At 44.3% G+C, this 16,211-nt stretch carries 5 protein-coding genes; all 5 read right to left on the bottom strand.

The annotated features are described in order from the left end of the window. Positions 1-86: 86 nt before the first annotated feature. The 5 genes from GFS24_RS23695 to GFS24_RS23675 all read right to left on the bottom strand — a co-directional run bounded on the left by GFS24_RS23695 (position 87) and on the right by GFS24_RS23675 (position 15,875). Complete coding sequence (locus GFS24_RS23695; RefSeq protein WP_153663961.1) at positions 87-2,723, bottom strand: hypothetical protein; 2,637 nt, start codon at positions 2,721-2,723, stop codon at positions 87-89. Positions 2,724-2,727: 4 nt separating this feature from the next. Then, on the bottom strand, positions 2,728-3,240 hold the full coding sequence (locus GFS24_RS23690; protein WP_153663959.1) for a DUF4402 domain-containing protein: 513 nt from the start codon (positions 3,238-3,240) through the stop codon (positions 2,728-2,730). 12 nt (positions 3,241-3,252) lie between these two features. Continuing rightward, entirely contained in the window at positions 3,253-14,397 is an 11,145-nt protein-coding gene (locus GFS24_RS23685; RefSeq protein WP_153663957.1) for a LamG-like jellyroll fold domain-containing protein, read from the bottom strand. 51 nt (positions 14,398-14,448) lie between these two features. Then, positions 14,449-15,243: a molecular chaperone gene (locus tag GFS24_RS23680; RefSeq protein ID WP_153663955.1), complete on the bottom strand. Its 795-nt coding sequence runs from the start codon at positions 15,241-15,243 to the stop codon at positions 14,449-14,451. Between the two features lie 116 nt (positions 15,244-15,359). Then, positions 15,360-15,875, bottom strand: coding sequence for a DUF4402 domain-containing protein (locus tag GFS24_RS23675; RefSeq protein WP_153663953.1), 516 nt, complete (start codon positions 15,873-15,875; stop codon positions 15,360-15,362). Positions 15,876-16,211: the final 336 nt, after the last annotated feature.

The following is a 16,211-nucleotide window of genomic DNA, read 5'->3' as shown; positions in this document are numbered from 1 at the left end:
GAAATGATTGTGATCACTGGCAGCAAAAAGCCGGCTATTGTTAATTTATGGGATAAAGCGATTCCTGGAACGCTATTCGGGGTGTGTTATTTGCTTTTCTGCAGCTGGAATTCCAGCGTATCTACCACATCTCCTTCTCTGTTTCCTGATATATGAAAAGGAATAGCCGAAGGACTTGCGGTCATTCCGAGGGTTAGTAATTGTGCAGTATCTATCTTTGCCGTATAATTGCCTGGGGCAAGGTCCATAAAGCTGAAAAATCCATCTGTTTCCGTAAGCACCCTTGCAACCAGTGTATTATCTTCCCTGTAAATACCTAAGACGATACGCCCAAGGCCTTTACCTTCCAGGTAAACACTTCCCGATACTTCTCCTGCTACCACAACCGGCACTTCCACCAGCTTTACACGATTAGGATCTATCATTACACTTATCGTAGGCCGCTTGATCCGCCAGGCGATGTTCTCAAAGCTGCTGCCTTTCGTATCAATGATATAATTTGAATAGGGTTCTAATTCCAGTATCCGTATGCTGGTGTCCCTTTTATTATGAAAAATGCGGCCACCGTTCACCGCTATTTGTAAACCCTCTAATTTAGGTTCTCCTTTATCCCTGCGGTCGTTGCCGTTGAGGTCCAGAAAAGCCAGGATAGCAATCCCCCCGGTGCCTACACTGACACGGTTATTCATGCTTACACTGCCTGTTCCTCCATCAAATATTAAACCGCCTCTGGCAGATTGTATCAGCAAATTTTCTTCATTGGTACGCCATGCAGAGAGTCCTATCTGGGAGAAGGAGAAATCAAAGCGCACACCTACTCCTACATTAGTAAAATTACTTTTGAAGTTCTTTTCATAGGATATATTCATGTAAGCATAACGGAAAAGATATTTCCCTAATTCGCACCTTGCTGCTATGACCTTGCTGTTGTTGTATTCATACTGCACCTGGGGAGTGATCAGAATCTGATCCGGTAAGCGGAAAGAAAGAGACAGATTACTATATACATATGGATCAGCCTGTTCCGTTAATATAGCATATGTGGTTAAGTTGGCCCCTACTCCCAGCAAAGCCCCGGAGATCAGCCATTCTGCAGTAGTATACTTTGTTTCCGGCAAAATGATCTGGTTAAGCGTAACTCTGGAAAACACGGCCATATTACGGCCGGTAAAAGATTTAGAGATGATCAGCTTACGTTCTTCAAGGTAGTTGTAATTGATGGCCTTCTGTCCTTTTTTATACCTCGAATAATTCATTTCAAATTGCAGGTTGGAAGGCAGGCGATAGGTCATAATACCTCTTGCTCTTACACCATAAGTATAATCTCCGGCCAATAAGAGTTTAGCTCCTAACCGCATGGAAGCATTAATGAACGGCATACTTTTTCCGGATGCTACAGAAGAAAGATATTCAACACCTCCGCCCACTGTCAGGCGTCTTGTAGCCCCATAATTGAGGCTGATACGGCCAAACCGGCTGTTAGTACTGTCTTCCACCACTCCTGCACTGGCAGTATATTCAAACTCCCGATGGGGAAGGAAATTAAAAGGAATGCTGATATTCTCCTCGCGGAAACGCTCTTCTCCCCAGGGGCCGTAAAAACGAAGCTTCACCAATGAGTTACCATAAACTAATGGAACCTCAAAAGAAAAAAATCCTGAAGCATCCGCCTTTTTATAATCCACCAGTTCATTGTTTACATAGAGTTCTACTGCCCAACCCGGCTCTGTAAAATTACTCAGGGTATAGGAACCGAAAGACCGCCTGTACGTTGAAGGTGTGTTAGTGATCTGAACGCCCACTACGGGATCATATATAGAAGCGGTGGATTGTACAAATATCTTTCCGGCTGTTATTTGCCGCAATCCCCGGTGATCATTATTTACATAACGCCAGCGATAATATTGCTGCCGCCTGTCAAAAGGTTTTATGTTATTGCTGCTATCATGGGTGATGGCCCGCTGTTGTTGGGCGTAATTGTTGTAATTAAGCGATACATTCGCTTCTCCGCCTGCAAGTATGGCTCCAAGTGATAAGCCGAGCCGGGTATCACTCACACCTTTCGATCTTTGCGAAGCAATAACAGACCAATCTGCCATGCCGAATTGAAAAAGCGGGTAACTCCTGCGGATCACGGTATCTGCCTTTAATTGCCCTTTAAGGCGGCTAATATTACGGTGCATCGTTTCCTCACGCATTTCCCGGATAGCCGGCAGTTCCAGTTTTGTACGCATATTAACAGACAGGCTGCGGAAACTAAATTTACAGTCCAATCCAAACATGCTGCCAAAGAGCTCCGTTTTCATAAAGAGATCAGTTGCAGTGGCAATGAGGTCCTGCTGCTGCAATTCAATGATCTTTCCTTTAAATAATATCTGGTTATGCGTTTTATCGATGGAGAAAATAGCTTGTTCTGAGATAAAAGAGCCAGAGACAACATCCGAATTTTTTGAAAGCTGGTTCCTGATCCTCAAATAATTAAACACCTCGGTAATAGACAAATATCCTGTTTCATGATATACAATCGCTGAGACCTCCGTTCCCCCTATACCTTCTACCGTAAGAAAGATGGAAGTCTCTGTGTATTCAGGCTCCTTTTGCCTGGCAAGTGCAGGTAAAGTAAAGAACACCGTCAATAGCAACACAACATACTGTACGCGCACAGATGCAGCATACCGCATGTGGTAAAAGAAGGATATAATATGGGTGATACTGCATATCATGCTGTTATTCCTGGATAAAAGTGACTAAAAAAGAACCACTGTAAGACCCGGCGGGATTTGCCAGGGGGCTGCCTACGGTAAGCGTACCTCCTATCCTGATCTGTGTTCTGCCAGGCGAGATTGCCGTTGCAACAAATGGGGAGCCGGTACTGGCTGCACCCAGATGTAAGTGCAGCGATCCTCCGTTGCTGCCGGAGAGCGTAATGTCCGGGCCGTTCAATATAGTAATGAGCGTCCCCGGATTAGCATCTACCTCAAAAATGGCAGGCGAAAAAGGAAAGCCAAGATTTGCCTGTACAATGCTGCCCGTAACGGAGCGTGAACCATCCGCATAAACGATCACCGTACCTCCTGAAACACCTTGAAAAAAAGCACCGAAGATCAGGCCCTGTGCCGGGTTAACATATATAGCTATCGGGCGTGGAGGCGGTTGCTGTGCCTGCACAGAAAAACAGGTGCAACACAACAGCCACACTGTCAGTTTTCCGATGAATAATAATATCTTATCGTTGTTCATTTAGCTGGATAATTAGTGGCTAATAAATACTTTTTTTGAAATCATTTGCTGTTGCGTATAAAAACTCACAATGAATATTCCACTGCTGAACCGGGATCCAAGATTGTGATGACCATTACCGTAAAGCGGCGTACGTTGAACAACCTGCCCCAGCATGTTAGTGACCACAACATCACATTTCCCGCCTGGCATATTGCTGATATCCGCATACAGATTCCCCCCCATGCTGTATGCATTGAATGTTCCGGTGGCCACAGGCGGTACTGCGGGATCTTTGAGCTGGAATACCAGGAAGAACCTGTTCTCATATCTGCCGGTATCCAGTTGCAGGCGGTACTTAGGATTATCCTGCAGATCCTGTTTAATCCCGGTCTTCACATCATACAGGTAAATATGCCGGCCAGCAGGGATCCGGTCCAGATCAATTACATTAAAAGTGATCCATCCGGCATGTTCCGTTTTCAGCCCCAGTGGTATCACGGTGCTATCCTGCATACGAGGCCATGCGCAGATGGAAAGCCTTGCCGCATCAGAAGCCAGTACATAAAGGCTTGGTACCAGTACATCTGTGTTCATCAACTTGAGCGCATCCATTTCCTGGTCAAAAGCTGCAGTGGCATCATTCTCAAAATAGATCACAGCATGGTCCACCGCTTTCCTTTCGTCGGCAAACCCGGCACTCATCCTGAGCAGTGGCATGGTCGGAGGCATAGGCCTGTGGAAATCAGGCAGCAGGTTATTGATACGTGCATTATTATTGAGGGATAAGGTGGCTGACGTGGGAAAGCTGCCGTTGGAAACATGCACAAAAAAGCCTTGCATGGCAGCAATAACATTTCCGGCAACACCATTGCTGGAGATACCATTTATATATGAACTGTAAGTTCCCGTATATTGATCGGCAGTACCATTATCAAAGTAATAAACCCCATCATCTATGCCCGCCCGGCTCCAGCCACTGGAGGCATCCCAGTCGATTGGTGAAGGGTATGGATTTCCTACAAGGTTAAAGCCCAGCGTGTAAGGCCTGTTATGATTATAGAAAGTTGTAGAAATAACATTGTTGTTAACCACTCCCGTTACATCTACTGTTCTGGGAGCAGATGAAGCGCCAAAATTAGCGGTATAACCAGCAAGGGGATTAAGGATACCTGCAGGAGCCACATAATTGACCCAGCCGGAAGATGGCAGATCCTCATCATACCGGTAAAAAGTATGAAATGCGGCACCCAGGTCCAGGTCATCTGAAAATTCGCTGACAGTAGCTGCCTGAAATGGAGAGCTGAAATATTTATAACCGAAACCAGTAGCAAGATAACGTTGCATGGTAACGTTGCCCAGCACATCTCCTGCTCCGCTTCCATCAATCAATGCAGTTTGCAGGGCGGTTGAAATAAGGGTAAGATTTCCACCTGCATTCAGCTGCCCGTTAGATGCGAGTAATATTCCTGTGAGTTGCAAAGCTCCCCCCAGTGTTACGCCTGCACTATTATTGATAGTAAGATTTTCCACCTCGTTCCCGGTAAAGGCAGCTGCAGGAATTGTTTGCGCAACAGTACCGTTCATTTCTATCTTTCCAACACTTGCTTTAAAGATCCCGCTGTTACTGATAACACCTCCGATCTTTAAAGTCTGGCCGTTTATATCCAACGCACCTGCCGCAATAGTAACATCTTTCGTTATTGTCAGATCTGTTGACTGAAGCAGGGCTGTAGCATTAGTACTGTTCACCAGCAGAGCATGCAACGGATTTGTTGAAGTAACTATCATCGTTTGAGCGGAGGGTGTAGTGATATTCCCGATTTGCAAAGTTCCTCCCGCAAAGCCGGGTCCCCCCATTGCCAGGTTATTATATCCCAGATGCTGGCCTGTGCTTCCTCCTGATTGCTGAATACTGATGGTACCTCCGGACATATCAAACACGCAATTCGTTGCATCCATATTAAATGGTGCAATATCCGCCATCGTACTTCCCCGGGTATTTACGGTCATCGTTCCTCCCTTCATCATCAGCGTCCATGTTGCACCAGGATTACTTATCCGGGATGCCAGGTTGAGGTTTCCACCCGAAATACTGAATGTACCTGTACTCTTAGGGATGGCAACATTATCGGACAGGCTGCCAATGTTCATTGTGCCTCCGGTAATTTTTATGACACCGGCTATTGTCCAGTTCATATTAGCGGAATTAATAGTTCCCGCATTTACCCATAAGCCAGCCGTGGCGGGTATTAAAAAGTTACCGGTAGTAATATCTGTAGTAAATGGTATTATGCTTACCCCGGCACTGTTCAGATTAAAGGATCCATTGCTGAGGGTGAGGAACCCTGCCGGCGCGGAGAAATTTGTGGCAGTAACATCCAGGAAATCCTCATCACCAAGGTCTATATTGATAAGATTAAAATTTGTGATCACACCAGACCCTGAAATGGATTGATCAGTATTATCATTAAATGTCACATTGCATAAACTCTCTGCATCAGCCCTCAGGTTGAATGTGCCATTGTTAACGATGTTGCCTTGTATATAAAGCAGGTGTGTAGCATCTGAATTTTCGAAAACATCAAACGTAGCGCCACTGGCAACCATTATATTCCTGCTTATTCCTATCGTATGCACTGCTGCATCATTACCAATGCTAACAGTTCCCGAGGTAACGCTTAGATCATTATTTATTGTGGCATCAAGGAAACAAACCACCCCTCCCGTACTCTTTACATCCAAGTTATAATAGGTCATCTCTTCTATGGTCTGATCTGCCGCCCCATTATAACTGATCGTGGAAGAATTGGCCGTTGCATTTATTGTTGCACTTCCTGTAATTGATATGGCTCCTGCAATTCCTGTTGTATCACTACTAAATATCTTGTCTCCCGTATTACTTAATACAAGATCATTATAGTTAAATTTAGCTACGGTTTGTACCCCGTTACCATTGAAATTAACTGTACTGCCGGTGACCGTATAGTTATTACTGCCTGGTGCAAATGCTCCTGCAATACCAATGATACCACTTCCTGCCAATACACGGTTCCCGGTTGAACTACTGGTTACATTATTATAATTGTATGCCGGAATTGTTTGCGTGCCGCTACCGGTAAATCCAACTGTGCCGCCAGTCAGATCAATTGTTCCGGAAATGGACGGAAATGCAGCAGCCATATTAAATGTACCGGCACTTAATGTAAAGTTGCCGGATACAGTAAGGGAATGACCGGAAGTACTGGTAAGCAACAGGTTGGCGTTATTCAGCAATAAGTTATTAGTGGCGGCTGCTACATCAATGTTTATAACATAGGCACCCGTCAGTTCCACATTATCAGTAGCCACAGGAACACCGTCAATATTCCAGTTGGCGGCATCTCCCCAGTTGCTGGTCCCTGCACCGCCATCCCATGTTTTTATATAAATATTCATCTGCCCTATCTGGAAATCCTGGAAATGGCTGAGTCCTGTTGCCTGCACACTATTGCCGGATAACGTTCCAATGGAAGGATACATCCACACCCCATCCACACGGTCTCCTATGATCAGCGCACTGGTGTTTATGCCTGCATCCAGATCAGTAGCCGCGTAATTGAAGGTTACACTATAGTCTGTAAACAAGATGCCACTATTAGAGAGGGTCCAGAACCTGTTCACACTTTTAGACGTATTAATAGTGGAATTACTAATATCGGGATGATCTCCGGCAGTGGTAAAGACGGTAAGGTCTCCGGCCGTGGTTACACTTGAAAACGCTACAGAAACAGGCGTATAGTTTAAAGAATCCCCCACTTCAAATGTTTTAGTGTTAGCCCCTGTTGTTATATTCCTGCGGAGTTGCCCAAACACCCAGCCCGTATTCTGGCCAGCGCCGGTAACTGTTCCGGCAGAAGGCTGTATAAGGATATTGTTACCTGTTGTGATCTGACCTGCTATAAAATCTAAGACCCCATTTACTGTTATATCAGAAGACTGGACTGTTGAACCCGTTACTTTATTGATCGTAAGATCATTAAATGCAGATGCTGAATAAACATCCTGTATAGCTGTTCCATTCAATATAAATTTGGAAGTACCTCTGTTGATCACTCCCCTGTTTGCAATATTTCTTCCTACTAAATAAGTATAACTACCTGCATTCAGTATAGAACCGCTGTTGACTGTCAGATCATTTTTAATCTTCCAGTCCGCAGAAGAAGATATTCCTGCACTATTTGTATTGGCAATGATAACATTGTGGAAAGAATCCGGAACGCCTGCAAGGGTCATTGCACCGGCGCCTCCAAAATTTACTGTCCCGGTACTGGAGAAATCACTTCCGAGATCTAACGTTGCTGCTAAAGAGGGAATAAAATTCAATCTTCCATTACTGGTGATCTTCCCATTATTAGTAACGGCGCCCAATATATTATGTGTAGGAACACCACCGTTGAATGATGCCCCGGCCCCCACTGTCAATGAATACAAGATATTCCAGCCTACGCTTGGATTTATCCCTCCTGTATTATTAATGTTCAAATAGCCAAATTGCGCAGTAGAAGTAGAGTTAAGTACAGGTGGTATTGTACCATTAAAATTCACTGTCAATGCAACGGTTGTTATGGCATTGATCAAACTAAGGGTTTGTACCGTATTCCCTGAATAAGAGGTGGTTCCCAGGGTATACAATACCCCGCTGTTTATCAGATCCCCATGAAGCAGTGTATGAATAGCAGGGCCGCCCATTAAGGATCCCGTACTGGTAACATTCAGCAGTCCATTAAAAGTAACATCATTCAGGATCGTATAACTTCCAAAAATGGCTACATGGTTAAAAGTAACATTACCTTCAATGTTTTTTGCCGTACCGCTACATAAAATGGTGCTTGCTGATGGGATAAAAGTTCCCCTGTTTATCCAATGCCCATACAGTGTAATGACATCATCACTCCCGTCAAAGAAAGATCCGCTTTCTATTGTTAGATTGCCTTTGATGTTAATGGGTGAAGTTAATGTTTTAAGGCCTCCATTACGCAAAATAAGATGCCCGAAACTGACATCGGGCAGGTATAGTGTTTGTGCACTGCTGCCATTGAAAACAACCGTACTTGAATCACCCAATACATAGCTGGTAAAAGTAGCAGGGGCGTTATCAGCCCCAATGATGATAGTACCGGAATCCCCTAATGTAGCAATTCCACCCAGAACGCTCCTGTTACAATCAAATGTCTGAATATCAAGCGTACCGGATGTTATCGTCAGATCTCCATTTATAATAACATTACCTGTGAGCACAGCACTCGTACCTACCGGTTTTTTGATGTTCAGATTGTTGAATGTTGAAGCGGAGATCGTTTGTGTACCGTTTCCATTAAATGAAGTACCTGCTCCTGTAGCTATATAAGTTCCATTATTAAGCCAGTTACCGCCGATAGACAAAGCTCCATTATTATGCATGACAGCCCCTGAAGAAATGGTAACATTTCCTGCCATTGTAGTAATAGCATAATTATCCAGTTCACCGGATGCAATCAATACATTTCCCAAAACAGTTACAGAATCATGTATAGCAGATAATCCCGCCGGTTTATCAATGGTAAGGTCATGATAGATCACATTTGCAATGTTCTGGTTTCCATCTCCATTATATACTACGGTTCCATTTCCGGCACTGAATACACCATTTATATAATTGAAATCCTCATGAATATTCAGGATTCCGGCACCACTGAAAGTAATATTGGCATTACCGGACTCCGTTAGTGTTCCGAAGATATTAACGGTACCGGAGCCTATGTTCAGGTTTGTGGCCTGACCATTGATACCATTACTCAGATCTACATTCCCGTTTACAGTGAAGGTTTGGTTATTTACATTTATAGTATGCACTACATTGGTGCTCCAGCTACCATCAACGTTCCCTGCAACAGCAAGCGATCCGCCGCCGGCAATCGATAACGTTAATGCCTGGGCATCTCCAAAATGGATATTCTTCGCCGATGCACCGGCACTGATAGTTGGTTGAAAATTAAATGGAGCTGTTCCCAGATTAACAATATCTGTTATGGAAGGAGGCATTGTGGGCGCACCCTGTAATGTAGTCCAGTTGGCAGCATTATGCCAGTCCGTACTAACACTGCCATTCCATTGAATAAGGTTAGCGGCACCAGACATAGCCCAGCGGCCGGCAATGTTTGTTAAACCACTCAGTTCCACGTAATTCAGGATCGTACTGTTGGCTGTTTTACCAGCAGAGGCCCATGAGGTTCCGTTAAATCTCCATAATGTCATGGACGCTTCATTGTTCCCATTCAGTTCATCATCCTCATAATCCAGCCTAAGCGTAGCATTATATGTTCCTGATGGAACAGATATGATATACTGCTCATTGGCGGCTCCCCCAAAAGGGAAATCTTTAATGTTTTCTTCTGTGATAGAAACGGTAATGCTGGTTACCAAAGACACGGATGAAAAAGTAATGGTATTATAGGGGGTTTCAAAAGCATAAGGAATGCCTGTTGTAAAACTATGCGTACGCTGAATATTCCCTGTTATTTTACCATTGCCCGTTCTTGTATTTGTAATGGTGAGCGTGTTTGTACCGGTAGTAATAATGCCCATGATCATATTTACGATATCGGCAGTTACATTACTTTCCAGGATAATTTCCGCTGACGAAGCACTATTATTTATAGTCAGTATATTAAACGTGGTATTCCCACTGATACTAGTTGTTGCAGTTCCAAGGAACTGAATGGTGCTGGTACCCGCGGTAAAACTGCCGTTGTTGGTCCAGTCATTATAAATTGAATGGGTAAAGGCCCCGGGAAGAAACGTGGCCCCACTGGCAATGTTTATATTATTGTTGACAGTTAAATTACCCTGAGCTGATTTGCTGCCGCCATTGGAAAACACGAGATCATAATAGGTTATAGCTGGAATGTTCTGAACACCTGGACCATTAAAATTGACCATATTGGGTATGGATGAAGTTACATCCAGATTACCGGCGCTGACAGTTAATGCATTGGCAACTCCCAATGTTGCATTGCTGGACAATTGTAATGATGTTCCATTGATGGTAACGTTGTACAGGTTTGCTGGTCCACCGAGCGTAGATACGCCTGTGAATGTTGCTGTTCCTGCAGATGCGGATAAACTTCCATTCACGGAAAGACCTGATGAAATGGAAAGATCTGCATCGGTAGTGATAGTGCCTGTAATAGATAATACGCCAAAACTCTTGCTTCCTGATCCGGATATGCTTTTTGAAGTGCCGCTCATTGTTACAGGCGCCGCACTTGCATCAAAGCTTCCGCTCACTGCTAAGTTTCCTGTAATATTCAATAATGCGGTACTGCTAACCGTTCCGCTAATGCTCAGGTTATCCGGAGAAACGCCTTCACCAGAGATAGTAGTACCCAAACCTGTCATCAATAATGTTCCACCGGAAGCCTGGCTGAAGGAACCACCGGCGGTTGTAGTAAGATTACCTGATAAGCTGATGCTTCCTGCAGAGAAGTGGACCAATGAAGCAGCAGCGGTAAGATTATTGAAGTTTTGTGCGCCTGCGCCACTGATGGCAGCACCTGCACCAGTAAAGGTGATGGTACTGCTGTTCCCGTTAAAAGTTCCGCCGTTAGCCCAGGATGCCCCCATGTTGTGAACATAGCTGCCCCCATTAAATATCGTGGAGGCGCCAATAGTAACATTTCCGTTAACGGTTATAGCGGAAGCTGCTGTAAATGTAACCGCAGTACCAGTGCCCACGGTACTGGTAAGGTTACCAATAATATCTAATGCTGTAGCCGGAAATGTTTTCACAGCTGCGCCAACAGAACTGCTCAGTGTAAGATTTCCATATGCCTGGTTGGCTATGGCCTGGTTAGTGCCGGAATATAATACTGTACTTGCTACCACCAATGTATTAGTGGCATAATTAGCCGGAAATGTATTCGTTCCTCCAATCTTCAATGTTGCGTTATTAGCAACAGTAAGTATGCCTCCCATGCTGGTACGGTCCGCCGTGAACGCGCCGAGGTCGAAAATTCCGCTGGATACGGAAAGGTTGCCGGCTATTTGGATATTGCCATTTAAAGTAACAGCACCTGCTGTATTTGCAACTGTTAAATTATTAAAGGTGGTGGCAAATGTTCCCCCGATGGTTTGTGCTGCAGCACTACTGAAAGTTACGGTAGCCGTGCCCCCGGTGAAACCTGCAGTGGAAACATTATTCACCCAGTTACCATTCACCGTTACATTAAAGTTATTAGCATTCAGTGTACCGGCAGCAATAGTGAGGTTATTATTAATGGTGATGGTGCCCGGCAGCAGGAGCCCGCTGGTATTGCTGATGGTTAAATTATAGAAGGAAGTAATGCCTGAAAATGTTTGTTGCCCTGCAGTACCATTAAAATTAATGGTTCCGCCATTCGTGATAGTACCTCCATTAGTGAGTGCACCGGCAATATTTAAAGTGCCTGCAACAGAAATGGTAAGCGTTGCACCACTATTAATAGTTAGATCTTTACACGTAACACTGCTGATAATAGATGGCATCCGTGTGGCACTTGACGGGATCACAACATTCGTTGCAGCAGTTGGCACAATACCGGTACACCAGTTACCCCCGTTTGCCCAATCCGTGCTGACGTTACCGGTCCACTGGCCTGAGCTGGCAGAAGCCACCACATTTGTATAGGCGGTTGCAATACATCCATCTATTGTTACTTTCAATGTATATATACCTGCTGATGCGGCTGTATAAGTAAAAACAGGATTCTGCAGGGAAGAGGTAAAACCATTCGGGCCCGTCCAGCCATACGTAGCGCCTCCTATTGTTGTAGCACTAAGGGTAATGGATGATCCGGCACATGCCGGACCGTTGTTGCCGGCTCCATCCGGAGAAACAAATAATGTTGCTATTTCCGCACCACTGAGTGTTCTGTCATAGATCAATGCATCGTCCAGCGAACCGTTAAAATAAAAACTGGAAGGCTGTGACGTCCAGCCACTCAAATTATCAAATCCTATCCTCCAGTAACCTGTATAATTTTCAGCAGTAGTGGCCGTAGCATTAGCAGCTATCAGGGTGCCGTCTATATATAAGGCCATACCCGTTGTGGTTGATAAAGAAGCCGTAGCCAGATGCCATTTATTGTCATTATAGGACAGATCCGAATTGACGGTCACTACGCCGTTTGCATAAGTACCGAAATATACCTGGCCGGCATTGTTCATATAAATATGACGATCAAACTGCCCGCTCGAACCTAACTGTTCTCTTCCAAAGCCTATTAGTTTTCCGCCCGTGGTTGTATTTGTTTTAAACCAGATAGAAACCGTAAAGTTACTGGGGTTTACATAGGCGCTTGTAGTAGATATGTATTGAGATGTACCATTAAAGGCATAAGCGCTGTTGGCAATACCAAACCGGTCTGCGGTCAGTGCAGGAGCATTTTGCAATGTACCGGTATTATTGCCCGTGCCGTCATTTGCATTCCCGTTAAAAACATATTTGGAGATAAGGCTGGCAGTTGGTACCTGGGATATATTAGGGGCTGTAATGTTAACTGTTATATTTGCAGGCAAACTAACACAGCCATTCACTGTTTGCGTAACCTTGTAAATTGTGGAGCCTGTACTAACAGTAGAAGGAGCAGGCGCTGTAGATGAACCTCCATTCACAACAAAGCGGATATTATTAAAACACCTGAAGCCTGCAACAGAAACACCCGTAATATTAATGGTGCCTGTAACTTCCGTGATAGGAAAGCCGGGATTATCACTTCCTATAATACCAGTACCAGACACTATGCCTATGCTATAGTTACCGGCAACTGCAATATTATAATTAAACAGGTTGGTTTTGGTAACGGAAGTAGCACCGGCTATTTGTGTGGTAGTAGTGGAGGATGTGGAAATAAGAGTACCCGCACTGTTAAAAATACCCAGAACAAGGCCGCTTACGGGCTGATTGGCAGGAATATAATAATCCACAGCAGTAATGGTAACATTCGCTGTTGTGGTGGTGAAATTGATCTTCTTATTATTCGTTCCACCATCTATCGGAGCAGTTACCGATAATGTACCTGTACCTCCCGCTGCTCCTGTGATGGTGGTTCCCACGCTCCATAAAAGATTTGTTCCTGTGGCAGTTAATGGTATGGAAACAGCATTTTGACAATACGCCACCGGGCTTGTAACAACCGGGGCCGCAGGCGGGCTGCAAATAGTGGCCTGGCTACCGCTTAATGCACTACTTAATCCACCCTCTGTAATTGCATATACCTTCCAGTAATAAGTAGCATTGCTGGTTAATCCGGTTTGAGAAGAGTTGGTACTACCAGCACCAGCTTGTGTAACAAAATTATAATTCACCCCATCTGTTGAACTATAAATGGCAAATCCTCTTTCATTGGCAGACAGATCAACCCAGTTCAACGTCATAGCGTTATTACTAATACCCGAGAATGTTAAACTACCCGGAGCTGCGGGAACCGGCGGGGTAAAGCCATATGTGGCGCCAGAAGCACGTTTGGTGGTGATGCTGGCTTCTACGGTTGAACTTACAGTAGTTCCCGCATTACTGACGGACAGGAAAGTTCCCGATCCTGTTGCAGCAGCTGTAATACCGATAGATGCGGAAGTATTGGAAGCGGGCCCTAATTCTGATCTATAAACAAATTCAATCTTGCCGGTACTTTCATGAAGTTTTACCTGGAAAGAACATACACTAAGTGAGGCCAGGTAATACCATTTTACATTCAGGTATTGTATGGTAAACACCCTGCTGCCAGCCGTACCGGTTGTTTTATAGGTAACATTTGTAAATGCAACAACATCCAGATCGTCCCACAAAGGGGCAATCACTGGCCTGGGTGCACCTGCGGAAGACAAATTATTGGTATATAAATTATCCGTCTGAATAGTACCAAGTGCCAACCAGCCATTCGTACTGGCTGATACGGAAGTGTAATGAACACCCATATACCAGAAATCAAATCCAATAGGTATAATGTCAGAAATGGCATCATCGGTTAAACCGGACCAGGTCGTAGCTGTTGGACTTGTTAAAGCAGTAAAAGTACCGGTAGAAGCAGCAAAAGTATAATTAGTAATAGTTTGAGCAGATAGCGGGAGGCTTATAAATGCCAGTAAAACGAATAAAGAGGATATGTAAATGTTTTTCATATTTCGGAATTATATTACAATTGCCTGCCTGATTGCAGCAATAGATTTCCGTTAGAATAGCATGAGCTCTGTTTCTATTGTTTTTACGGATCCTCCGGTGGAAGGAGTTGTATACGTGATATGTAATTTTCCGGTTTTGTAATCGACACCGGCAATTTTATTGAGCATCACCCGCATACTGCGGCTGGAAATGGGCGTATAAACAGCAATTCCTTTTATATCTCCTACCTGTGTTATTTTTCCTTTTGGTGAAATGAGGTCTATTTTAAGATCTCCGTAAACGGACATATTTCCGGTGCGGTTGAGTACCATGCTAAGAATGGGTTGCAGATCCTCCCCCCATGCAAGGGCTACACCTGAAATGCTTACGTCTGCTTTATTTTCCCCCACTCTTATAATAACAGGAATGGAAATACCAAAAATGGGTTTGAGTTGTACAGATATACCGGAAGGATCTTTTCCGGGCGTTTTTTCTCCCAACGGCACTTCTTCTGGAACGGCTCTGAAATACATATGCGAACGGTATTCGCCAGGCGCCAGCTGGCTATTCTTCACCAGTTGTAACTTCACCACCTGCGACTCGTTGGGAGCAAGCTTTATACTGCGTGGAAAAAACCGAAGGTTATTACTGGCAAAATATTGCCCTGGTTCCGGCTGCGTGATCTGCTCAAAAGTGCCATCCCCATTCATTTTTATTTCTATAAAAGAGATAAGATATCTTGCTGTATCTTTCCCTGCATTAGCGAGGTTAAGCTCCTGCATTCTTTTCTGGCCATCAAAGACCACCCTTCCCGGGGTTATCAACAAGCCCCCTTGTGCTGCAAGTCCTATTGGAAAAAAGGTCATAAGCAGGGTAATACAGCATAATACCTTTGCGCGCACATTCATGGATATGTTTTTAGTAGTGGTGTATAAAATTCCGGATATGGTACAATGTGTACCGTATCCGGAAGTAAGAGGCATTAATTGTAATTCACGATAACATCAAAAGGGGTATCAGAAACATACACTCCAGAAGGTTGAGCCGCTCCTACATTCAGAGTAGCGCCTACGTTGAGGGTCTGTTCACCGGCTGTGAGTACACCACCAGCTCCTGACGGGGTGCTCGTAAACGTAGTTACGGTCATAGTATTGGCACCACTTGAGATAGTGACGGCAGAAAGAGGCAAGGTGATCGTGTAATGATAATTGCCTGTGCCACTCACCGTAAACGAAGCGGCAGATACTGTTCCATTGGTTGAAGGAAGTTTTACCCCAAGGGTTGCAGTTCGCAAACCTGCCGGAGATAATACAACCGTACCACTAGTGGTAGACTGAACGGTTACGTTGCCGAAATTCATATCAACATCTTTGACGATACTGATAGGTGTTATAACTGTAGCGGTAGCAGTAGCAGAGGCTGATTCCTGTGCAGATGCATGAGTAGTAAAGCCTGCCATTACAACCATAGTTATGCATACATAGAAAGTGCTTTTCATTAATCCTTTTTTAGTTTAGAAAGTGAGAGAATAGTGTTTGGTCAAAAAAAATGCGGTACGAAATTTCCCGCATGTGCTTTTCATCAGGTTTTTTGTTTCAATTCTTCAGTATTAGGATATGATAAAAAGAGTTTATAGTAAGTATAGGGAACAGGACAAGCTTTATCGTACAGGGGGCATCTACGTTGCCATTTCTTCCTTACAAACATACGCCGGTGCATGCCCGTGCGCAATGACCATGATCCATTTAAAAATGATTCTGATCAGCGGTTGGTGAACGATAACATTTAGGGCAGTATAAATAACCTATATTACATCTATACACGTAGTTTATGA

Source organism: Chitinophaga sp. SYP-B3965 (assembly GCF_009647655.1).
GTDB lineage: Bacteria > Bacteroidota > Bacteroidia > Chitinophagales > Chitinophagaceae > Chitinophaga.
The sequence above is the reverse complement of the archived record's forward strand: the minus strand, read 5'-3'. Positions and strand labels throughout refer to the sequence as shown.